The sequence below is a fragment of the Streptomyces sp. NPDC048671 genome, assembly GCF_055587045.1.
This window is the reverse complement of record NZ_JBVJHB010000002.1, coordinates 38273-60910: the sequence shown is the minus strand read 5'-3', so window position 1 is coordinate 60910 and position 22638 is coordinate 38273. Positions and strand designations below refer to the sequence as shown.

Genomic DNA, 22638 nt, shown 5'->3' with positions numbered 1-22638 from the left:
CTCGGTATCCCTTCCGGGATATTTCCTCCGGAGGCACCGGCGGCGGCGGAAGCCCCCGCTTCACGCGAACGGAGCAGCGCCCGGCGCATGGCAAACTTGACCGGGGCGTTCGCCGCCACAAGAGACAAATGACAGAGGAACGGCAATGACGGTGACAGAGGACGGCCCGGAGCTCGTGCCCGATATCGAGGAGTTCGGTCCCGGTATCGACCCGCAGCGGCTGGCCGTCTGTCTGAGCGTGCTCGACGAACTCGACGCCATCGAGGTCGACCACCCGGACGCCATCGCGGTGCGCCGCGCCACCGCCGGTGTCTACCGGACCGTGAAGCAGCGCCGCCGCCAGGAGCGCCGGGCCGCCAAGACCGCGCACGACAAGGCCGTCACCGAGGCCACCGCGACCGGTTCGGCCGAGCGCATCGACGACGAGACGCAGGGTGTCCTGCCGTCCTCCTCCGCCGCCGCGGAGATCGCGGGCGTCCTCCAGCGACCCCGGTCCTGCTACATCTGCAAGACGCGGTACGTCGAGGTGGACGCGTTCTACCACCAGCTCTGCCAGTCGTGCGCCCGGGAGAACCGCTCCCGCCGTGACGCGCGCACCGATCTGACCGGACGCCGCGCGCTGCTCACCGGCGGCCGCGCCAAGATCGGTATGTACATCGCGCTGCGGCTGCTGCGTGACGGCGCGCACACCACGATCACCACCCGCTTCCCCAACGACGCGATCCGCCGCTTCAAGGCGATGCCGGACAGCGGCGAATGGATCCACCGGCTGAAGATCGTCGGCATCGATCTGCGTGACCCCGCCCAGGTCGTCGCGCTCGCCGACTCGGTCGCCGCCGAGGGTCCGCTGGACATCCTGATCAACAACGCCGCGCAGACGGTGCGCCGCTCGCCGCAGGCGTACAGCGAACTGCTCGGTGCCGAGTCGGCCCCGCTGCCCGCGGGCGAGCTTCCCGCCGCCGAGGTGATCGGCACCTTCGGCAGCGGCACCGTCGACCGCGTCGCCGCGCTGCCCGCCGCCCGCAAGGAGGGGCTGAGCGCGCAGGACGTCACCGGTCTCGCGCTGGTCACCGGATCCGCGTCGCTCGAACGCATCGCCGCCGGCACCGCCATCGACGCGGGCGGGCTCGTCCCGGACCTGCACCACACCAACAGCTGGATCCAGACAGTCGACGAGGTCGAGCCGATCGAGCTGCTGGAAGTCCAGCTCTGCAACTCGACCGCGCCGTTCATCCTGATCAGCCGGCTCCGCCCGGCGATGGCCGCGACCGCCGCCAAGCACTCCTACGTGGTCAACGTCTCCGCGATGGAAGGCGTTTTCGGCCGCGGTTACAAGGGCGCGGGCCACCCGCACACCAACATGGCCAAGGCCGCGCTGAACATGCTGACCCGCACCAGCGCCCAGGAGATGTTCGAGAAGGACGGCATCCTGATGACCGCCGTCGACACCGGCTGGATCACCGACGAGCGGCCGCACCCCGACAAGATCCGGCTGGCCGAGGAGGGCTTCCACGCCCCGCTCGACCTGGTCGACGGCGCCGCCCGCGTCTACGACCCGATCGTCCGCGGTGAGGCGGGCGAGACGATGTACGGCTGCTTCCTCAAGGACTACGCCCCCGCGAACTGGTAGCGGTCCGGAACAGCACCCCTCCACGCAGCCGGAAAGACCCGGCCCGGGAACCCTCCCGGGCCGGGTCTTTTCCATAAGTGGTGGCTGAAAGTGACCCAGGGCACACGTTCCAACGAGCATAGATGTGCTCATTTGGTTACTCTGAGGGGAACGGACGCCACCAGGGGACCCACGAAGGTTCCTCGGCCGTCCTGGGACAGGCCTGCCAACCAGGCCGCCGTCCCGCCCCGTACCCGGCGCCACCGCGACCGAAGCTGATCCTGCCCCTGCCCTGACGGGCGGTCGATGTGCCGGTATTGAAGCCGGACCGCCGGCGACGCCCGGGGTTACGCGACACAAAGGAGTGCGCGGTGACGACACCGGAACTGACGAAGTACGAGAAGCGACCGGCCGAACGGCAAGGAGACCGGGCCCGCAGGCCCGAGAAGCTCCGGAACATCGAGGTCTGGGCCAGGTCCGCACCGATCCGGCTGGCCGGCTACGAGGACGACCTCGCCGAGCCGCACATCCTGCCCGGAATCGACTGAGTGCTTCACCACCGAGCTCCGGTCTGCACCCCGAAACGGGGCGGGGGCCGGAGCTCGGCCGTGCGGTGGGTGACCCCGCTCAGAAGACCGCGCGGGCCACGGCGGCCCCGGCGAACGAGAGACCGACCCCCGCGCCCACGGTGAGCAGCAGATAGCCCGCCGCCAGCGTCAGCCGGCGGGCGGAGTTCAGGGTCAGCAGTTCGTAGGAGAACGTCGACCAGGTCGACAGGGCCCCGCAGAACCCGGTGGCGAGCAGCAGATGGAGCCGGGGTTCCAGGTTCCCGCCGGCCACCGCCTCGGCGATGAAGCCGACGAACAGTGCCGCGGCGGCGTTGGCGGCGAAGGTGCCCCACGGGAAGACACTGTGCAGCCGGAACTTCGCGTCCACCCCGAGGTAGTAGCGCAGCGGCGCGCCCACGAGTCCGCCGGCGAAGACGAGCAGCCAGTCGGTCATGACGCGTCACTCTGCGTGGCGTAGGAACGCCCGAAGGCGAAGTGGGTGACGAACGCCCCCGCCGTCACGGCGGCCAGTGCGGCCACCACGGTCAGCACCAGGCAGCCGACCGCGTACCCCGGCTGGTGGTTCTCGAACAGCTCCCGGACGTTGTCCGTGTAGTGCGAGAACGAGGTGAATCCACCGAGCACACCGGTGCCGAGCAGCGGACTGATCAGCCGGGGAGCACCGGGGAAGCGCAGCTTCACGGTGACCATCAGGACGCCCATCAGGAAACAGCCCACCGTGTTGACCAGGAGAATCGTCCACGGGAAGGCCGAGGTGCCGGTCGGCCAGAGGCGCTCGGCGCCGTACCGGGCGACGGCTCCGGCGGCGCCGCCGACCGCGACGGCGCCCACGACCGACAGCTGCACCCCCGGGTGGTGATCGGGGTGGCTATGGCGGTTCAGCCGCATCTTGGGGGACATTCCGCGAATCTAGGGAGCGGACGGGGCGACCGGGGGGCGAGCGCGCTGGGAGGCCGGATCCCGTACCCGGTTGGGCTACCCGAACACCGCACAGCGCGATTATCCGATCACTCTGTGTCTTGATAGCAGATGTAGATATGCGCCCTCCCGGTCTGCGGGCCGGGGCGGTCCTTCGCTGTCGAGTCGCTGGAGTCAGCCTTGCCCCTCGCCGAGCCCGAGATCGTCCGGCGGCTGGAGAGCCGTCAGCCGTCCGCGTACATGCTGGCCTCCCTACGGGGATTCGGCCAGGTCGATCTTCAGGCCGGACTGCTGACCGGCCTGGCGATCCTCACCGCACTGTGGGTGTCCGGCTGGCAGAACGGCCTCTTCGCCACGCTCGGCACACTGCTCGCCACCGCGACCGCCTACGCCCTCGCCGTCGACCGGTCGGGGATCGCACTCGGCCTCCAGGGATACGCGGGCTGCCTGACGGGCATCGCCCTCGTCTCCTCGCTGGGGAACCATCTCGCCACCTATGTGCTGACCGTCGTCGGCGCCATCATGTGCACCCTGCTGATGGCCGCCCTGGGCACCTTCCTCGGCCCTTATGGGCTCACCCCCCTGACCGCGCCCTTCTGCCTGGTCTCCGGAGTGATGGTGGTGGGCGCCCCCTCGTTCGAGCGGATCTGGCACGGCGCCCCGGCCTCCGTGGCCAGCACCACCACCGGCGAGACCGGGTGGACCTGGAACGCCCTGTGGCACGCGTTCTTCAACAACCTCTCGCAGGTGTTCCTGATCGACAGCTGGTACGTCGGACTGATCATGTTCGTCGGCCTCGCCCTGGCCGGCCTGCGCGTCGTGCTCTACGCGGCGGCCGGCAGCGTGCTCGGCATCGTCGCCGCATGGGTGCTGGGCGCGCCGACGGCGCTGATCGCCAACGGAATCTACGGATACAACGCGGTGCTCGTGGCCATCGCCATCGGTGCGGTCTTCATGGCGAACACGGTCTGGACCGGCGTGTACGCGCTGTTCGGCGCCGCGGTCAGCACCGGGCTGACGGCGGCGCTGACGTCCTTCTTCAAACCCTTCGGCGGCCACACCTTCACCTGGCCGTTCATTCTCACCACCTGGACGCTGATGGCCGCCGTGCCGCTGCTGCCCCGCCTTCGCCGGAGCGGCTGACCGCCCCTCACGGGGCCCCCGCCCTCCGCACTCTGCCCGTACAACCCGAGGAAGGTACTGACGATGAACCTCGCCCCTCGCGAGATCGACAAGCTGCTGGTGTACGTGGTGGCCGACCTGGCCCGCAAACGCCAGGGACGCGGCCTCAAGCTCAACTACAGCGAGTCGGTCGCGCTGATCACCGAGGCGATCCTCGAAGCCGCGCGTGACGGCAGGAGCGTCGCCGACTGCATGGAACTGGGCCGCCATGTCGTGGGTGAGCCGGACACCATGCCCGGCGTACGGGAGATGCTCGGCCTGCTCCAGGTCGAGGCGTCCTTCGTGGACGGTACGAAGCTGGTGTCCTGCCACGACCCGATCGGGGGCTGACCCCGGTGGCCGAGCGCTGCGCGGTCATCGCCGTGTGCGGCCACGAAGCGGCGTACGGGCGTGCGCTGGACGGACTCGTGGACCCCGGGGTGAGCGTCGTGCCGAGCGGGCGCGAGCTGTTCCGGAGCATCTCCGCGCACCTGCGCCGGGGTGAGGAGACCGTGGTCGTCCCGATGACGCTCGGCCGGGACCCCGAACTCGTCGCGGACACCGCCCGGACCCTGCGCGCCGTTCCCGCCGGCGAACGGGCGGCGACCGTGCTCGCCGCACCGTTCGGCACCGCCCAGCACCTCGTCGGCTGGCTGCGCGCGGCGGCCGGACGGGTGCCCGAGGCCTCCGCCCTGCTGGTCACGGCCCCGTCCGGCGACCCGTTCGAGGACGCGGAGCTGTACCGGATCGCCGCACTCGTACGCCGCTACGGGCGGCACGCCCTGGTCGAGGTGGCGTTCACCGGCGGGGACCCGGACCCGGCCGAGGGCGTCCGGCGCTGCGGGCTGCTCGGCGCGGAGCGCGTCACGCTGCTTCCGGCCGGGTTCGCGCCGCCGGAGGCGCCGGAGGTCACCGGCGCGGCGCGGCCGCCGGTGGACCGCGCGGGTCCTCTCGTGCCCGCGTCCGCGCTGCGACGGGTGCTGGCCGAGCGGGTGGCCGACGCCCGGCGGCGCCGGCGCGAGCACGGCGACGACGGCATCGCGACCGGGCTGACCGCGGCCGAGAACCACGGTCACTCCCACACCCACCCACCGGGCGAGGGGCACGACCACGACCACCACCACGGTCACGGGCCCGGTCACCACCACGATCACGGCCCAGGCCATACGCACACGCATCAGCACCCGTCCGCCGATGGAGCGGGCCAAGTCATCAGGAGCATCGCATGACGTTCCGTCAGAAGTACCTCTACGGCAAGGACCCCATCGAGATCAACGCGGGCCGCCGCACGCTGAAGCTCACCGTGAGCAACACCGGTGACCGTGCGGTCCAGATCGGCTCGCACTACCACTTCTTCGAGGTCAACTCGGCGCTGTCGTTCGACCGCCAGGAGACGCTCGGCATGCACCTCAACATCCCCGCCGGCACCTCCGTGCGCTTCGAGCCCGGCGGCTCGCGCGAGGTCGAGCTGTGCGCGTACGGAGGAACCGGCCGGCTGATCGGCTTCAGCGGGCTCCTCAACGGCAGCCTCGCCTCCCACCCCGCACGTGTCGAAGCCGTCCGCAAGGCCATCGAGCAGGGCTTCCAGGGCGCGCAGAACACCGCCGCCGCCAGGAGCACCAGGGCCGCCAAGCCCGCCGCCAGGGCCACCAAGCCCGCCTCCAAGCCTGCCAAGCCTGCCAAGGCCACCAAGGAAAAGAAGAAGGGTTCGCGCTGATGCCCATCCTGCCCCGCAAGCAGTACACCGACATGTTCGGCCCGACGGTCGGCGACCGCTTCCACCTCGCCGACACCAACCTCGTCGTCGAGGTCGAGAAGGACTACAGCGAGGGCGAGTACGGCGACGAGGTCCTCTACGGCGGCGGCAAGACCATGCGGGACGGCATGGCCTCCGACCCGCAGGCCACGTCCGCCCAGGGCGCTCTCGACACCGTCATCACCAACGTCGTGGTCATCGACCCGATGGTCGGCGTCGTCAAGTGCGACATCGGCATCAAGGACGGCTTCATCGTCGGCATCGGCAAGTCCGGCAATCCGCAGACCCAGAACAACGTCGATCCGGACCTGATCATCGGTCCGGGCACCGAGGCCATCGCGGGGGAGCACCTCATCGCCACCGCGGGCGCCATCGACACCCACGTCCACCTGATCGCCCCGCAACAGGCCGAACAGGCGCTCACCAACGGCATCACCACCCTCATCGGTGGCGGCACCGGACCGACGGACGGCACCAACGGCACCACCTGCACCCCCGGCCCGTTCAACATCGCCAGGTTCCTCCAGGCCGCCGAGGGCTTCCCGGTCAACCTCGGCATCATGGGCAAGGGCAACGGCAGCCTGCCGGAAGCGCTCAACGAGCAGGTCGTGGCGGGCGCCTGCGGGCTCAAGGTGCACGAGGACTGGGGCGCCACCCCGGCCGTCATCGACAACGCCCTGAACGTCGCCGACGCGCACGACGTCCAGGTCTCCATCCACACCGACAGCCTGAACGAGAGCGGTTTCTTCGAGGACACCCGCTCCGCGATCGACGGCCGGGCCATCCACACCTTCCACAGCGAGGGCGCGGGCGGCGGCCACGCCCCCGACATCATGCGGGTCGCCGGCGAGCCGAACATCCTGCCGTCCTCCACCAACCCGACCCTGCCCTACACCAAGAACTCGGTGGACGAGCTCCTGGACATGGTCATGGTCTGCCACCACCTCAGCCATGACATCCCCGAGGACGTGTCCTTCGCCGACAGCCGGGTGCGGGCCGAGACGATCGCCGCCGAGTCCGTGCTGCACGACCTCGGTGTGATCAGCATGTTCTCCTCCGACTCCCAGGCCATGGGCCGGGTCGGGGAGTCCGTCACCCGGGCCTTCCAGACCGCGCACCACTGCAAGGACAAGCTGGGCAGGATGGAGGGCGACTCGGCGCGCAACGACAACCAGCGGGTGCTGCGCTACCTCGCCAAGGTCACCATCAACCCGGCCATCGCCTCCGGCATCGCCGAGCACGTGGGATCGATCGAGAAGGGCAAGCTCGCCGACATCGTGCTGTGGCCCATCCACTCCTTCGCGGCCAAGCCGAAGATGGTGATCAAGGGCGGCATCGTTTCCTGGGCTCAGATGGGCGACCCCAACGCCTCGCTTCCGACCCCGCAACCGGTCATCTACCGGCCGATGTTCGGCCAGTACGGCAAGGCATTGCAGGCGACCCACGTCACCTTCATGTCCCAGGCGGGCATCGCCGCCGGGGTGCCGGCCGAACTCGGCCTGGAGCGCACGGTCCTGCCGGTCCGGCGCACCCGCACCATCGGCAAGCACAACATGATCCGCAACGACGCCCTGCCGGACATCCAGGTCGACCCGGAGACGTTCAAGGTCACGCTCAACGGCAAGGTCGCCACCATCGACCCGGCCGAGACGCTGCCCCTCAACCACCTGTACTTCCTGGTCTAGGCCGGTGTACCGCAACGAGGGCGACACCGTGGGCGAACCCGTGCCGGTCATGACCTCGGCCGGCACGGGTCTCGGAGCGCTGCTGGTCAGCCTCCAGCTGACCGACTCCGCGTTCCCGAGTGGCTTCTACACGCTGTCGCACAGCCTGGAGGGCTTCGCCCAGGCCGGGGCCGTCGACCCCGCCGCCGTCCCGCTGCTGCTCCGGGACCTGCTGCTGCACGGCGTGGGTCCCGCCGACGCCACGGCCCTCGCCCTCGCCCACCGCGCGACCGCGGCGGGCGAACCGGCGGCCGTCGTCCGGATCGACGAGCACCTCTTCGCGACCAAGCTGGGCCGCGAGATGCGCCAGGCCGCCACCCGGACCGGACGGCAGTTGCTCGACCTGGGCCAGGAGGTCTTCGACCGCCCGGAGATCGGCGACTACTTCGGCCGCGTGGTCCGCCGGGAGGCCCCCGGTACCCAGGCGGTGGCCGCCGGTGTCATCTACGCCGCGACCGGGGTCCCGGTCCGGCAGGCCGTCGCCTCGGACCTGTTCGCGTTCTGCGTCAGCTTCGCGGGCGCGGCCCTGCGGCTGAGGCTGACTGATCACCGCTCGGCGCAGACACTCCTGCGGGGCGCGGCGCCCGTCATCGAAGAGGCCGTCGAGGCGGCGCTGCGGCGCGAACTCGACGACGTGGGCGCCACCGTCTTCGCCTCGGACGTCATGTCGGGCCGTCATGAACGAGCCGAGGCCCGGCTCTTCGCCAGCTGAAACCCACCCGACTCACACCCAGGGAGCACCATGGACGACAACGTACTGCGGGTCGGCATCGGCGGACCGGTCGGATCCGGCAAGACCGCGCTCATCGAGGCGCTGGTGCCGATGCTGATCGAGCGCGGACACCGCCCCGCCGTCATCACCAACGACATCTACACCCAGGAGGACGCCCAGCACGTCCGCCGCACGCTGGCCGGGGTCCTCGAACCGGAACGGGTCGTCGGGGTCGAGACGGGAGCCTGCCCGCACACCGCCGTACGTGACGACCCCACGATGAACCTGGCGGCCGGCGCCGAGATGCTGGAGCGCTTCCCGGACACCGACACGCTGCTCTACGAGTCCGGCGGCGACAACCTCACCCTGACCTTCAGCCCGGCCCTCGTGGACCTCTTCCTCTTCGTGCTGGACACCGCCGAGGGCGAGAAGATGCCCCGCAAGCGGGGCCCCGGCATCACCGAGTGCGATCTGCTCGTCATCAACAAGATCGATATCGCCAAGTACGTCCGCACGGACATCAACGTCATGGAGTCCGACGCCCACCGGGTCCGGGACAACCGCCCCGTCGTCCTCACCGACTGCCTGACCGGCGTCGGCATCGACGACATCGCGGTCTACCTCGAATCGCGCCGCAAGGTGCTGATCTGAGATGACGCTCGCCCCGCACTGGCCCCCGGCCGACCGGCTCGCCGAGGAGTACTACACCGCTGTCCGGGTCCCCCCGGACGTGGCGGCCCTGGCCTCCGTGCCCGACACGCTCGCGCCCGGGTCCCCGGCCAAGGTCGGCATCCTCGACCTGGCCTTCGCCGTACGGGGCGAGCGCACCGAACTCGTCGAGCGCTACCAGAAGACACCGCTGCAGATCATGCGGCCGCTGTGGATCGACCCCGCGCTGCCCGGCATGAGCTACGTCTATCTCATGGCGACCGGCGGCGGTGTCGCCCAGGCCGACCGCTACCGGATGGACTTCCGCTGCGGCCCGGACACCCAGGTCCATCTGACCACCCAGGCCGCCACCAAGGTCTTCCGGATGGAGCACGACTACGCGAGCCAGCGGGTGCACCTGACGGCCGAGGCCGGCAGCTACGTCGAGTACCTGCCGGACCCGCTGATTCCGTTCAAGGACGCGCGCTTCTACCAGCGCACCGAGGTCACGGTCGCAAGCGGCGCGACCGTCCTCGTCGGTGACACCCTCACCGCCGGACGGCTCGCCCGAGGTGAGCGCCACGCCTACCGGGTGCTCGCCACCGACCTGCGTATCCGCAGGCCCGACGGCACGCTGCTCGCCGTCGACACCCTGCGCCTCGCCCCGGGGCCGGACGGCGAAGGAGTCCTGGGGCCCGGTGTGTTCGCCGGGCACGACCATGTCGCCTCGCTCTTCGTCGTGACCGACCGCGCGCCGGCCGCCGAACTCGCCGACACCCTGCACAAGGCGCTGGCCCCCCTCGGCGTCCTGTACGGCGTGAGCGTCCTGCCCCGGGACTGCGGCGCCTGGGTGCGGCTGCTGGACGACAGCCCGATCCGGGTCGCCGCGGCCCACCAGGCCGCCTGGCAGTCCGTGCGCCGGCTGCTCACCGGCCATCCGGCCCCCGATCTGCGCAAGCCTTAGTCTCTCCCCCCCCCACGAAACCCACGAGGTATCCGCCGATGAATACCGCTCCCGCGCCGATGCCACCCGCGTACGACTCCGGTGACACCGCCTGGCTGCTCGCCGCCACCGCCATGGTGCTGCTGATGACGCCCGGTCTCGCGTTCTTCTACGGCGGCATGGTGCGCACCAAGCACGTGCTGATGATGATCAAGATGAGCTTCGCCGCGCTCGCGTTCGGCACGCTCGTCTGGTGGGTCATCGGATACACGCTGGCGTTCGGTCCCGATGTCGCAGGCGCCGGAGTCATCGGCAACCTCGACCACGTGTTCATGCGCGGCATCGACCTGACCACGCTGACCGGGTCGATCCCCACCTACGTCTACAGCACCTTCCAGATGGGCTTCGCCATCATCACGGTGGCTCTGATCAGCGGTTCGATCGCCGACCGCGCCACGATGAGGGGCTGGCTCGTCTTCGTCGTGCTGTGGCTGCTCATCGTCTACATCCCCATCGCGCACTGGGTGTTCGACCCGGACGGCTGGATCGTCAGGCACCTCGGCGCCCTCGACTTCGCCGGCGGTCTCCCGGTGGAGCTCAACTCCGGTGTGGCGGGTCTCGCCGTCGCGCTCGTACTGCGGGCGCCGCGCGACTTCGCCCGCCGCGAGGAGCGTCCCAACAACATTCCGCTCGTGGTCATCGGAGTCGGGCTGCTCTGGTTCGGCTGGTTCGGCTTCAACTCCGGCTCGGCACTGAGCGACCAGGGCACCGCCGCCGCGGCCTTCCTCAACACCCAGCTCGGGGCCGCGGGCGCGATGGTCACCTGGCCGCTGGTGGAGAAGTGGCGCACCGGCAGGGTCACCACGATGGGGGTCGTCTCGTCCGCCGTCGCGGGCATGGTCGCCATCACTCCGGCGTGCGGTGAGATCAACACGCTCGGCGCGGTCATCACCGGTCTCGTCGTCGGCGCGGTCAGTGCCTTCGCGATCACGCTGAAGTTCCGTTTCAACGTGGACGACACGCTCGACGTGGTGGGCGTGCACGGTGTCGGCGGTCTGATCGGCCTGATCATGGTCGGCCTGTTCGCCACCGCACGCATCAGCGGCAAGAAGGGGCTCTTCTACGGAGGCGGCTGGGGGCTGCTGGGCAAGCAGCTCGTCGCGATCGTCGCCGTGACCGCCTTCTCCTTCATCCTGACCTGGCTCATCGCCAAGGCCGTGGACCTGACCGTCGGGTTCCGCGCCAAGGAGGAGTACGACAGCGTTCCCGGCGTGGAGCAGGAGCGGGCGTACGACTTCCAGACCGCCGAGCGCCTCGGCGCGCTGGTCTCCGGCAAGCCGGTGACCAGCGACGACGAACTCGTCAAGCAGATCAGCACGCTGCTGCGGGCCCGCGAGCACGAGAAGTAGCCGAAGGAGGGTGGGCCGGGAGTCGAATGTCCGGCCCACCCCGCTTTCTCCCCTGAGTCATCCGATGGATGTGGGGGAGAAGTTTCGTTCTGTCTGGAAGATTGCATTGACAGGTGCACGCCGTGCTCCAATCATCGGACGTCATGACCGAACTTCCCAGGCGCCATGTACTCGGAATGACGGCAGGGGCGGCAGTCGGCGCCGCCCTGCTCACCCCCGCCACCGCCGAAGCGGCCCCGCTAACCGGGACCGCGCCCGAGACCCCGCACGGCGGTGACTGGGGGACCGTGCCCCCGGCCGTCCCCGTCCCCCTCGACGACTGGTTCGACAATGACGGCATCGACACCGCCGAGGCCCGCGGCGGCAGCTTCGACGGCTCCGGCTACACCTTCCCCGGCGAGGAACTCCCCGCAGGGGACCGGGAGATAGCCGGCACCACCTTCCGCTTCCCGGCCGCCGGCGCGGGGGCGAAGAACAACATCGTCGCCCTCGGCCAGCGCATCGGCCTCCCGCCGGGCCGCTACCTGTCCGGCCTCCTCCTCACCGCGTGCAGCTACGGAGCCGCCTCCGGCAAGGCCACGGTGCACTACGCCGACGGCACCACATCGGCCCCGGCCCTCGCCGGACCCGACTGGTACTCCGGCAGCGGCGACCTGACCTCCGCCTACCGCTACGCCCCCGACGGGACGAAGGACCCGCACCCGGTCTCCATCGCCGTGTCCGAGATCCCGCTCGACCCGACGAGGGAGGCCGTCGCGCTGACGCTTCCCACCACCCAGCCCGCCGAGGCCGACAAGTCCGCCCTGCACATCTTCGCGCTCTCCCTGCAACCGGCGGCCGAGGGACGGGCACTGGCCGTACGCGACGCCCACTCCACCACCTCGCTGCTGGACCACGGAGCCCAGAGCGTCGAGGCCACCGTCGTCAACGCGGGCACGGTGGGCATCCTCGCCGCCGACGGCCTCACCCTCTCGGTGGACGTACCCGGGGCGCGTACCGTCGCACCCGCCCGCGTCACCAGGCTCGCCCCCGGCGACCAGGCCCGCGTCCGCATCGGCATCCGCAACAGAGCGGGCACATCGCCCGGCACCGCCCGGGACGGCAGCGTGGTGGCACGCGGCCGGGGAAAGCAGGCGGCGACGGTCCGGCGCTCGCTCACCCTCGGGGTCCCCGACTACACCCCCACGGACGCGTCCCTCTCCACCCACCAGGCGCCGTACTGGTACCAGGACGCGAAGTTCGGGATCTTCATCCACTGGGGCATCTACTCGGTCCCGGCCTGGGCACCGGTCGGCACGCAGTACGCCGAGTGGTACTGGAACCAGATGCAGGACCCGGACAACCCCACCTACGCCCACCACCGCGACACCTACGGCGAGTCCTTCGCCTACGACGACTTCATCCCGCGGTTCCGCGCCGAACGCTTCGACCCCCGTTCCTGGGTGGAGCTGTTCCGGGACGCCGGCGCGCAGTACCACGTCCTCACCTCGAAACACCACGAGGGCTTCGCGCTCTGGGACACCAAGCTCTCCGACCGCAACTCGGTGAAGATGGGCCCCAGGCGCGATGTGATCAGGGAACTCTTCGACGCCTCACGCCGCTACGCCCCCGAACTCCACCGCGGGCTGTACTTCTCCATGCCCGAGTGGTTCAACCCGGACCACCCGTGGACGGGCCACGCCCCGCGCAATCCGTACACCCTGGAGCCCGTCCCGTACACCGGCCACACGGCGGGCAAGGACTACGTCACCGAGTTCCAGGGTCCGCAGATGCTGGAGCTGATCGAGGGGTACGACCCCGAGATCATCTGGTGCGACATCGGTGGCGACAACGACAGCCACCGGGTGCTCGCCGAGTACTTCAACCACGCCAAGAACCGGGCCCGCCCGGTCGACGTCACCGTCAACGACCGCTCGGGAATCGGGTCGCACGACTTCACCACGCCCGAGTACACGACGTACGACCAGATCGTCACCGCCAAGTGGGAGTCCAGCCGGGGCCTCGACCCCTACAGCTACGGCTACAACGCGCAGACCCCGGACGAGAAGTACATGACGGCCGAGGAGATCGTGCACTCGCTCGTCGACATCGTCTCCAAGAACGGCAACTTCCTGCTCGACATCGGACCGAAGGCCGACGGCACGATCCCCGGCATCATGCAGCGCAGGCTGCGTGAGACGGGGCAGTGGCTGAAGACCAACGGAGAGGCGATCTACGACACCACGTACTGGTCGCGGATGCCGCAGCTGGGCGAGGACCTGCGGTTCACCGTCCGGCCGGACAAGGCGTTCTACATCCACTCGTTGGCCCGGCCCGGCGCGACCCTGAAGGTCGAGGCCCCCGTACCGGTCCGCGCCGGCGACCGGATCACCCTGCTCGGCTACGACCGGCCGCTGCGCTGGCGCACCACCGGCGACTCGCTGGTGATCGACGTACCGGCGGCGGCCCGCAGGACCGGTGAGCACGCCTGGGTGTTCAAGATCGCCTGGTCGGGCTGACCGGGGAGGGCCCCGGCGGCACCGGACGCATGAAGTCCCGCACATAGGTGCGGTGCCACCAGCACCCGGTGGCCCGCAGTTCGCGCCAGGTCGTGTACCGGTAGCGGTACACCCTGGCGCGGACGTGCGCCGGCGGGGCGCCGGGGAACGGGTTGTGCCGCAGCAGCCGCAGGGTGTCCCGGTCGTTCTCCAGCAGCCGCTCCACGAACGGGCCGAACCAGGGCCGGGCATAGGCGGGCGAGAGCGCGGCGAACCACATCATCCAGTCGAGCCGCAGGTGGTACGGGGCGAACTGGCGCGGCAGCCGCCGCGGATCGCCCGGCTTCCCGCGGAAGCCGTACTCCCGCCAGACGGTGTCTGCGTGCACGATCCGCTCGTCCGTGCCCTCGACCACCACCTCCAGCCGGACCCGGCTGATACTGCCGAACGCGCCGTACGTGTTGACCAGGTGCAGCGGGTCGAAGGAGCGGTTCATCACCTGGCGGCGCGAGACCAGATTGCGGGCGGGACGGTAGCTGAGCGCCAGGACCAGCGCGGTGACGGCGATGACGACCACCTCGTACCAGAGGGGTGCGGCGGACTGCGCGGGCGGCTCGGCGACCGGGGACCAGTCGACGGCCGACAGGGCGAGCGCGATCGTCAGCCAGTTGAGCCACGCGAAGTTCCCCGACAGCACCAGCCACAACTGGGTGAGGACCATCAGGCCCGCGGCCGCGCTCGCCACCGGCTGCGGGGTGAAGAGCAGCAGCGGGACCAGGAGTTGGGTGACGTGGTTGGCCGCCACCTCGGCCCGGTGCAGGGGCCGGGGCAGCTGGTGGAAGAACCAGCTCAGCGGGCCGGGCATGGGCTGGGTCTCGTGGTGGAAGTACAGACACGTCAGCGTGCGCCAGCACGTGTCGCCGCGGATCTTGATCAGCCCGGCCCCGAACTCCACCCGGAACAGCACCCAGCGCAGCAGCCACAGCACCAGCACCGGCGGGGCGGTGCCCGCGTTGCCGAGGAAGACGGCGAGGAAGCCGGTCTCCAATAGCAGCGACTCCCAGCCGAAGCCGTACCAGGTGTCGCCGACCTGGACGATCGACAGGTACAGTGCCCAGGGCAGCGCCCACAGCACCATCGCCGCCCACAGCGGCAGCCGGCTGTCCACACCGGCGATCAGCGCGACGGAGAGCGCGCAGCCGGTCCAGGCGACCACGGCGAAGAAGCGGTCGGAGTAGTGGAGGCGGAAGAGTCCGGGGGCGGTCCGCCAGTCCGTGCGCCGCAGGAGTCCGGGAACGGGCAGCATGCCGCGTTCACCGATCAGCGCCCGGAACTGGAGCGCGGCGGTGAGGAAGGCGGTCAGATAGATGACGGCCAGCGCCCGCTGAAAGATCAGCCGGCTGAGCCAGTACCCGTCTGCGGTGAACCACTGCATCGCCCCCAGTATCGGCCCGGCGGCGCCTTTCGGCGCTTCAGTTCCGGTTCTGGCGCGCCTGCGTGACGATCCGGCGCAGGGTGCTGCCGAGCCTGCGGGCGTACCAGCGCTGGGCCACCGGTACGAGCGGACCGGCGAGCCGGGTGTACCAGCGGGCGGGCCGGCTGAACGCCATGACGGTGAACGACACCGTTCCGTCGTCCGCCAGGTCGACCACGAAGGACTCCTCGCCGCACTCGGGATGCCGGGCCAGCGTCCCGTAGGCGAATCCGATGCGCCGCTGCCCGTACTCGGTCCAGATGACCTGGCAGGGTGCGGTGAACCGGAACGGGCCGGCCCCCAGACTCACCCGAACGGCCGCCCCGGGTTCGGCGCGTGGCGCCGACGCCGTGACCCGGGCCCCGGAGACGCGGTGCATCCGGAACGCGGTGACCGCGGCGCCGGCGGCCTCGAAGTCCGCGCGGCCGTGGCCGATCCGGTCGCGGTGGTGCAGGTGGTGGTAGCCGTCGGGGAGCGGGCCGAGACGGGTGGCGCCCACGTCCGGATAGGTCAGGGTGCTCATGCGGTGCGTCCTTCGTGGTCGGTGCGGTCGCGGAGCCGCTTCCGGGCGAGCACCGAGCAGAGCGCGAAGCCCAGCGCGTTGCCGACGCCGTGGGTGGCGGCCATCCAGGTCAGGGTGGGGTGGGCAGTCCGGTCGCCTCGCCCGGCGCCCGGCTCAGCGCCAGGGCCATGGTCACCGCGAGCACGGCGGCGGAGGTGGCGAGCAGCAGCCGGGACCGACATGGCCCACCCCCGTCTTGAACATGTTCAAGTGATGTCGGTGCCGACTCTAGAGCCTTTCTTGAACGCGTTCAAGGTGATGGTGCGGACGCGGTCCGGCGTGGTGCGCCCCTTCTGCGCCGCCGGCTTGCGGGGGAGGGGCGACTGCGGCAGACATAAGGGGACCACTCGGGACCGGTGAACCGGCAGGAGACCTCGTCGTGCGCTCACCCATACGCCTGCGCCGCGTCGCCGGCGCCACGCTGTCCGCCGGGATCCTGCTCGCCGCGGGCTGCGCGCAGGACGCCCCCGTCAGCGGCAACGGCACCAAGGGGACGGCCGACGCCCAGGAGGTCTTCCCGCAACCGGCCGCGGCGCGGGGACCCGACCCCTTCACCGGCTCGACGGCGAAGCGGTCCGGCGCTGCGCCGGCCCCGTCGCGCACCGGCCCTCGTGAGACCCCGGCCCCCGGCGGCCGGGCCGTCCACCGGCTCACCGGCTCCACCCCCGGCCTCTACGGCGGCGTCCGCTCCACGGCCTCCTGCGATGTCGGCAAGCAGATCCGCCTCCTCGCCGCCGACCGCGCCAAGGGGGCGGCCTTCGCGCACGCCGCGGGCATCGCCCCGGCCGGGATCGCCGACTTCCTGCACGGGCTGACCCCGGTTCTGCTGCGCGCCGACACCCGGGTCGCCGCTCACGGCTTCAGCGGGGGATCCGCGACCACGTTCCAGTCCGTGCTCCAGGCCGGCACCGCGGTGATGGTCGACAGCCATGGGCTGCCACGGGTGCGCTGTGCCTGCGGGAACCCGCTGACCCCGCCGAACGGTGCCCGCGAGTCGGCCGGCCGGGGGGACAAGTGGACCGGTTACGACCCGGCGCGCGTCGTCGTCGTCGAGCCCGCCGCGCGCGAGGTCACGGACCTGGTGATCGTCGACGTCGTGAACAGCGCCTGGATCGAGCGGACGGCCGGGGACGAGGGCGCCCGGGACCGTGCCCCCGAGGTGCCGCCGCCGTACGACCCGGGCGCCGACATCACCGGACCGCTGCCCGAGGTGCCTCCGGGGGAGCCGACCAGCGCGCCCACCGACTGCCCGACGCCGGGCGTCCCGACTCCGCCCGGTGAGGAGGCGGCCGTGACCGGGAGCCCCTCGGGCGATCCGCCGGGCACCCCTGACGGCGACCCGGCGGCGCCCCCGGACTGCCCTACCGGCCTGCCCTCGGACGGCGCCACCGATGAGCCGCCGGGGTTGCCGCCCGATGAGCCGACCGGTACCCCGGCGGAGCCGGAGGAGCCTCCCGGCGACCTGGTGCCGTCCATGACGCAGGAGCCGCAGACCGCCATCGAGCTGCCGCGCCGGGACGGGACCGGAGGTGCTCCCGAGTCCGGCACCGGGTGAACCCGGCGGGGGCCGGACGGCCGGGCGGGGATCCGGCCCCCGTGCTTCGGAGGGGCATCGGCGCCACCGTGCGTATGGTCCAGACCTATTGACGGATGGTCTGGACCACTTTAGCGTGTGCCGCGTTGCGACGGCCGCGATGTCAGAACCTCTGACTTGTCAGGGTCATGGCATTTTTGGCTTCTCTGGTCTCCACCCCACGAAGGGAACCGGGCATGTTCGGTCGGACATCACGTCTGCTGGGGGTCGGCATCGCGGCGGCCTGTGTCGTACAGATGCTGGTCGCGGCGACGCCGAGCTCCGCGCAGGACGACACCTGTGCGGTCAAGTCGAAGCCTGCGGGCAAGGTGCTCCAGGGCTACTGGGAGAACTGGGACGGCGCGTCCAACGGGGTGCATCCGCCGCTGGGCTGGATCCCCGTCACGGACAGCCGCATCACACAGCACGGCTACAACGTGATCAACGCGGCCTTCCCGGTGATCCTCTCCGACGGAACCGTCCTGTGGGAGGACGGGATGGACTCGACCGTCAAGGTCCCGACCCCGGCCGAGATGTGCCAGGCGAAGGCGTCCGGGCTCACCACCCTGATGTCCATCGGCGGCGCGGCCGCCGGTATCGACCTCAGCTCCAGCGCGGTGGCCGACCGATTCGTCGAAACGGTGGTGCCGATCCTCAAGCAGTACAACTTCGACGGCATCGACATCGACATCGAGACCGGCCTCACCGGCAGCGGCGACATCAACCAGCTGTCGGCCTCGCAGGCCAACCTGATCCGCGTCATCGACGGAGTACTCGCCGAGATGCCCTCGAACTTCGGCCTGACGATGGCTCCGGAGACGGCCTATGTCACCGGCGGCAGCATCACCTACGGTTCGATCTGGGGCGCGTACCTGCCCATCGTGAAGAAGTACGCGGACAACGGCCGGCTCTGGTGGCTGAACATGCAGTACTACAACGGCAGCATGTACGGCTGCTCGGGCGACTCGTACTCCGCGGGCACCGTCGAGGGCTTCACCGCGCAGACGGACTGTCTGGACAAGGGACTCGTCATCCAGGGCACCACGGTCAAGGTGCCCTACGACAAGCAGGTCCCGGGGCTGCCCGCCCAGCCGGGCGCGGGCGGCGGCTACATGGCGCCGGGACTGGTGTCCCAGGCCTGGAACCACTACGGCGGCAGCCTGAAGGGCCTGATGAACTGGTCGCTGAACTGGGACGGGTCCAAGAACTGGACCTTCGGCGACAACGTCAAGGGCCTCCAGGGACGCTGACCGCCCCGGCCCGGCAACGGCCGACGGCCCCGGGAGATCTCCTGCGCGGAGACCTTCCGGGGCCGTCGGCCGTGGTGTCAGTTGCCGGGCTCGGAGGCGTCCAGCATGGCGTCGCGCTCCACGACCTTGACCCGCTCGCGCCCCTGCTCCGCGCCGAGGGCGCGCTCGTGGGCGTCCAGCCGGTACCAGCCCTCGCGGGTGGTGTAGCGGACGCCGCGGGACCGGAGGAAGTCGGTGACGGCCTCCGGCTCGGGCTGCGCCGGAGCGGGCAGCCGGCCGGTGGTGTGGTCCTCCAGCAGGCAGGCGACGGTCTCGTTGGCGTCGCCCTTGGTGTGGCCGATCAGACCGATCGGACCGCGCTTGATCCAGCCGGTGACGTAGACCGAGTCCATCGGCTCCTCACCGGCGAGGACCCGTCCGGCGGCGTGCGGAACGGTGCCGGAGGCGACGTCGAAGGGGAGCTTGGGCAGCTCCTGCGAGTAGTAGCCGACCGCGCGGTAGACGCTCTGCACGTCCCAGTCGTGGAAGCGGCCGGTGCCCCGCACGTTGCCGGTGCCGTCCAGCTCGGTGCGCTCGGTGCGCAGACCGGCGACCCGGCCGTCCTCGCCGAGGATCTCGACCGGGGACTCGAAGAAGTGCAGGAAGAGCTTGTGCGGCCGGTCGCCGACGTCGCGGATCGCCCAGTTCTCCAGCGTGGAGGCGACCATGTTGGCCTGCTTGTTCCCGCGCCGGGTCTCGATCGAGCCCTGGTCGTAGTCGATGTCCTCGGGGTTGACGATGACCTCGATGTTCGGCGAGTGGTCCAGCTCGCGGAGCTCCATCGGGCTGAACTTGGCCTGGGCGGGACCGCGCCGCCCGAAGACGTGCACCTCCAGCGCCTTATTGGCCTTGAGGCCCTCGTGGACGTTGGCGGGGATCTCCGTCGCCAGCAGTTCGTCGCCGGTCTTGGCGAGCATGCGGGCCACGTCCAGCGCCACGTTGCCGACGCCCAGGACCGCGACCTTCTCGGCCTCCAGCGGCCAGGTGCGCGCCACGTCCGGGTGGCCGTCGTACCAGGCGACGAAGTCGGCGGCGCCGTGCGAGCCGTCCAGGTCGCTGCCGGGTATGTCCAGGGCCCGGTCCGCGTCGGCGCCGGTGGAGAAGATCACGGCGTCGTAGAAGGTCCGCAGCTCGTCGAGGCCGATGTCGTTCGGGTAGTCGACATTGCCGAAGAGCCGCAGCTGCGGCTTGTCCAGGACCTGGTGCAGCGCCTGCACGATGCCCTTGATCCGGGGGTGGTCGGGGGCCACGCCGTAACGGATCAGGCCGAAGGGGGCGGGCATCCGCTCGAACAGGTCGATGGACACGCCCGGGTCGGAGGCGGCCTCGGATTTGAGCAGCGCGTCCGCTGCGTAGATTCCGGCGGGACCGGCTCCGACGATGGCTACGCGGACGGGGCGTGTCATGGAGGGCTGTTCCTTAGGACGGGCGAACACGGACAGGGCGGGCCTTGGTAAGGCTTGGCTTAGTTCGCCCTCCGCACACGTTAGCCGCTGCCTCCGTCCGGTTTCGGGGCGGGTCGGCGTTCTGCGGCGGTATCGGGCGCTCCCGGCCGGGACTTCCTCCGCTGATCCCTTGGAATACGGGCCCGCCGACCGGGCCGCGAAGTGTGTTCCATCGCACGTTCACCTGATGGACAGCTCACTCGAAGAATCGGACAAATGATGGCAGAGTGACCCACATGGATGATCGGGTAGCGGGTGCCCTGTCACTCCCGGACGACTGGCCCGCCCACCCGGACCTCAGTCTCGCCCTGAACCGTATGGGCACCTTCGACTGGGATCTCGACAGCGGCCTCATGCACATGGACCAGCCGGCCCTCGACGTGTTCGACCTGCGGGCCGACGAGTACGACAACCGGCCGGCGACGCTCGCGACGCGGGTGCCGCCGGACGAGGGCGTGCGGCTCGACGCCCTCGTCGCGCAGGCGCTCAAGAGCGGGCGGAGGAACTACGGGGTGTACTTCCGCACCCTGCGCCGCGACGGAAGCCTGCGCTGGACCCACACCCAGGGCTGCGTCCGGCGCGACGCGACCGGGCGCCCCCGCCGGATCATCGGCATCGTCCGGGACGCCACCCAGGAGCTGGCCGACTCCACCGCCCGCCGCGAGGTGGACGAGGAGCGACGGCGCCGGACCAGCCTGGTGGAGGGCACCACGGCCGCACTGGCCCACGCCCGTACCGTCCAGGACGTGACGGACGTGCTCAAGAACTCCCAGGGGCTGGCACACCTGGGAGCGACGAGCCTGGTCATGGGGCTGATAGAGGCCGGCCGCATCCATCTGGTGGCGGACGGGCCCGAGGGCTCCTTCGTGCCGGGCACCCGCTACACCCGGACGGACGAGCCGTACCCGATGAGCGAGGTCGTCCGCACGCTCACCCCGCGCTTCATTGAGTCCGCCGCGGACTTCGCCGCCTCGTACCCGATCCTGTGGCCCCACATCAGCCATCTCGGCATCACCTCCGCGGCCTATCTGCCACTCATCGCCCAGGCCCGCCCCATCGGCGCGCTCGGGCTGCTCTACAGCGACAAGGACGGATTCACCGGCGACGAACGCAATCTGCTGGTGGCCCTGGGCAGCTCCATCGCCCAGAGCCTCCAGCGCGCCATGCTCTACGAGCAGGAGCACGACCTCGCCGAGGGGCTCCAGCAGGCCATGCTGCCGCGCCGGATTCCCGAGGTGCCCGGTGCGCAGATCGCCGTCCGGTACCGCCCGGCCCGGATGGGCCGGGACATCGGCGGCGACTGGTACGACATCATCCCGCTGCCCGGCGGCCGGGTGGGCGCCGTCATCGGTGACGTACAGGGACACGACATCCACGCGGCAGCCGTCATGGGCCAGCTGCGCATCGTGCTGCGAGCCTACGCGGCTGAGGGGCACAGCCCCGCGACGGTGATGGCGCGTGCCTCGGTCTTCCTGCACGAGCTCGACACCGACCGCTTCGCCACCTGTACCTACGCCGAGGCCGACCTGACCACCGGAGTCGTGCAACTGGTCCGGGCCGGTCATGTGGACCCGCTGGTGCGGGAGGTCGACGGGAGCTGCCGCAAGGTGCAGGTCGAGGGCGGGCTGCCGCTGGGGCTCTCCGCCGAGTTCGGGCGGCTGGAGTACCCGGTCAGCACGGTCGAGCTGGATCCCGGCCAGACGATGGTGCTGTTCACCGACGGCCTGGTGGAGCTGCCCGGCGCGGACCTCGACGAGGGGATGCAACTGCTGGCCGACCTGGTCAGGAACGGCCCGCAGGATCTCCAGCAACTGGCCGACCTGCTCTGCGAATCGGTCGACAGGCGCGGTGGCGAGGACGATGTCGCGGTGCTGCTGCTGCGGCGCAGGGCCACCCACGCCCCGCAGCCCGGCGGCCGGCTCCAGCAGCACGTCGCGCAGAACGACCCCGAGGCGCTGAGCTCGGCACGCCACATGATCCGTGCGGCGGTGCGGGCCTGGGGTGCGAAGGGCCGGGCCGACGAGGTCGAGCTGGCCGCCGACGAGCTGACCACCAACGCGCTGATGCACACCGACGGCGGAGCGATCGTCACCATCCGGGTGCTCACCGGGGCCGGGCGGCGGCTCCGGGTCGATGTCGAGGACCGGTCGAGTGCGCTGCCGCGCCGCCGGGACGCGGGTGAATCGGGGGTGTCGGGCCGCGGGCTGATGCTCGTGGACCAGCTGGCGGACGCCTGGGGCGTCGAGTCCCGGGGTACCGGCAAGTGCGTCTGGTGCGAATTCAGCATTCCGCCACGCGACTGAGTCGCCGAATGGACCTGCCGAACGGCGACAATGAACACTATTGGAAAGTAACAGTGCGTAATGTGA

At 70.6% G+C, this 22638-nt stretch carries 20 protein-coding genes and 1 pseudogene; 15 read left to right on the top strand and 6 right to left on the bottom strand.

Annotation, left to right across the window (positions count from 1 at the left end; all coding sequences use genetic code 11):
- Positions 1-145 precede the first annotated feature (145 nt).
- Together ACZ6S6_RS04695 and ACZ6S6_RS04690 are read left to right on the top strand one after the other, a co-directional pair.
- Positions 146-1630 carry an SDR family NAD(P)-dependent oxidoreductase gene (locus tag ACZ6S6_RS04695; RefSeq protein WP_469703967.1) on the top strand — a complete coding sequence of 495 codons (1485 nt, stop codon included), beginning with the start codon at positions 146-148 and terminating at the stop codon, positions 1628-1630.
- 350 nt (positions 1631-1980) lie between these two features.
- Entirely contained in the window at positions 1981-2157 is a 177-nt protein-coding gene (locus ACZ6S6_RS04690; protein ID WP_362953019.1) for a hypothetical protein, read from the top strand.
- Positions 2158-2236: 79 nt separating this feature from the next.
- Here ACZ6S6_RS04690 and ACZ6S6_RS04685 read toward each other — a convergent pair whose 3' ends face one another.
- Together ACZ6S6_RS04685 and ACZ6S6_RS04680 are read right to left on the bottom strand one after the other, a co-directional pair.
- A complete protein-coding gene (locus tag ACZ6S6_RS04685; RefSeq protein ID WP_362953021.1) occupies positions 2237-2611 on the bottom strand; it encodes a fluoride efflux transporter FluC in 375 nt (124 codons plus the stop codon).
- Positions 2608-3078, bottom strand: a complete 471-nt coding sequence (locus tag ACZ6S6_RS04680) for a fluoride efflux transporter FluC (RefSeq protein WP_362953023.1) — start codon at positions 3076-3078, stop codon at positions 2608-2610. Before ACZ6S6_RS04680 ends, ACZ6S6_RS04685 begins: the two co-directional genes overlap by 4 nt.
- A 198-nt stretch (positions 3079-3276) precedes the next feature.
- Between ACZ6S6_RS04680 and ACZ6S6_RS04675 the strand changes: the two genes are divergently transcribed.
- From ACZ6S6_RS04675 to ACZ6S6_RS04630, 10 genes are all read left to right on the top strand, one after another.
- Positions 3277-4239, top strand: a complete 963-nt coding sequence (locus ACZ6S6_RS04675) for an urea transporter (RefSeq protein WP_469703963.1) — start codon at positions 3277-3279, stop codon at positions 4237-4239.
- A 63-nt stretch (positions 4240-4302) separates the two neighbouring features.
- Entirely contained in the window at positions 4303-4608 is a 306-nt protein-coding gene (locus ACZ6S6_RS04670) for an urease subunit gamma (protein ID WP_073734599.1), read from the top strand.
- Between the two features lie 5 nt (positions 4609-4613).
- Positions 4614-5486, top strand: coding sequence for a sirohydrochlorin chelatase (locus tag ACZ6S6_RS04665; protein ID WP_362953027.1), 873 nt, complete (start codon positions 4614-4616; stop codon positions 5484-5486).
- A complete protein-coding gene (locus ACZ6S6_RS04660) occupies positions 5483-5974 on the top strand; it encodes an urease subunit beta (RefSeq protein ID WP_469703959.1) in 492 nt (163 codons plus the stop codon). The genes ACZ6S6_RS04665 and ACZ6S6_RS04660 overlap by 4 nt, the downstream gene beginning before the upstream one ends.
- Positions 5974-7698 carry an urease subunit alpha gene (gene ureC / locus ACZ6S6_RS04655; RefSeq protein WP_362953031.1) on the top strand — a complete coding sequence of 575 codons (1725 nt, stop codon included), beginning with the start codon at positions 5974-5976 and terminating at the stop codon, positions 7696-7698. The genes ACZ6S6_RS04660 and ureC overlap by 1 nt, the downstream gene beginning before the upstream one ends.
- Positions 7699-7702: 4 nt before the next feature.
- Positions 7703-8449 carry an urease accessory protein UreF gene (locus tag ACZ6S6_RS04650; RefSeq protein WP_362953033.1) on the top strand — a complete coding sequence of 249 codons (747 nt, stop codon included), beginning with the start codon at positions 7703-7705 and terminating at the stop codon, positions 8447-8449.
- Between the two features lie 30 nt (positions 8450-8479).
- Positions 8480-9100 (top strand): urease accessory protein UreG, encoded by a 621-nt coding sequence (gene ureG, locus ACZ6S6_RS04645; protein ID WP_362953035.1) that lies wholly within the window; start codon positions 8480-8482, stop codon positions 9098-9100.
- Between the two features lies 1 nt (position 9101).
- Positions 9102-10061: an urease accessory protein UreD gene (locus ACZ6S6_RS04640; RefSeq protein ID WP_469703955.1), complete on the top strand. Its 960-nt coding sequence runs from the start codon at positions 9102-9104 to the stop codon at positions 10059-10061.
- Positions 10062-10099: 38 nt separating this feature from the next.
- Positions 10100-11449, top strand: a complete 1350-nt coding sequence (locus ACZ6S6_RS04635; RefSeq protein WP_362953039.1) for an ammonium transporter — start codon at positions 10100-10102, stop codon at positions 11447-11449.
- 143 nt (positions 11450-11592) lie between these two features.
- Positions 11593-13947 (top strand): alpha-L-fucosidase, encoded by a 2355-nt coding sequence (locus ACZ6S6_RS04630; RefSeq protein WP_469703951.1) that lies wholly within the window; start codon positions 11593-11595, stop codon positions 13945-13947.
- Here ACZ6S6_RS04630 and ACZ6S6_RS04625 read toward each other — a convergent pair.
- The 3 genes and pseudogenes from ACZ6S6_RS04625 to ACZ6S6_RS04615 all read right to left on the bottom strand — a co-directional run.
- Entirely contained in the window at positions 13925-15361 is a 1437-nt protein-coding gene (locus tag ACZ6S6_RS04625; RefSeq protein ID WP_469703949.1) for a lipase maturation factor family protein, read from the bottom strand. The two genes, ACZ6S6_RS04630 and ACZ6S6_RS04625, sit on opposite strands and share 23 nt — an antisense overlap.
- A gap of 37 nt (positions 15362-15398) precedes the next feature.
- Positions 15399-15923: a DUF1990 family protein gene (locus ACZ6S6_RS04620; protein ID WP_362953045.1), complete on the bottom strand. Its 525-nt coding sequence runs from the start codon at positions 15921-15923 to the stop codon at positions 15399-15401.
- A pseudogene (locus ACZ6S6_RS04615) lies at positions 15920-16137 on the bottom strand (YndJ family transporter); the annotation flags it as partial. The pseudogene ACZ6S6_RS04615 and the gene ACZ6S6_RS04620, both read right to left, overlap by 4 nt.
- Positions 16138-16341: 204 nt before the next feature.
- Here ACZ6S6_RS04615 and ACZ6S6_RS04610 point away from each other — a divergent pair.
- Positions 16342-17517 carry a DUF6777 domain-containing protein gene (locus ACZ6S6_RS04610; RefSeq protein ID WP_469703946.1) on the top strand — a complete coding sequence of 392 codons (1176 nt, stop codon included), beginning with the start codon at positions 16342-16344 and terminating at the stop codon, positions 17515-17517.
- A 215-nt stretch (positions 17518-17732) separates the two neighbouring features.
- Positions 17733-18785, top strand: a complete 1053-nt coding sequence (locus tag ACZ6S6_RS04605) for a chitinase (protein ID WP_362953049.1) — start codon at positions 17733-17735, stop codon at positions 18783-18785.
- A gap of 77 nt (positions 18786-18862) precedes the next feature.
- Here ACZ6S6_RS04605 and ACZ6S6_RS04600 read toward each other — a convergent pair whose 3' ends face one another.
- Entirely contained in the window at positions 18863-20230 is a 1368-nt protein-coding gene (locus ACZ6S6_RS04600; RefSeq protein WP_469703944.1) for an FAD-dependent oxidoreductase, read from the bottom strand.
- 275 nt (positions 20231-20505) lie between these two features.
- Here ACZ6S6_RS04600 and ACZ6S6_RS04595 point away from each other — a divergent pair, with 275 nt between their 5' ends.
- The gene (locus tag ACZ6S6_RS04595) at positions 20506-22572 is read left to right on the top strand and encodes a SpoIIE family protein phosphatase (RefSeq protein WP_362953053.1); all 2067 of its coding nucleotides are present in this window, start codon (positions 20506-20508) and stop codon (positions 22570-22572) included.
- The last annotated feature ends 66 nt before the right edge of the window (positions 22573-22638 follow it).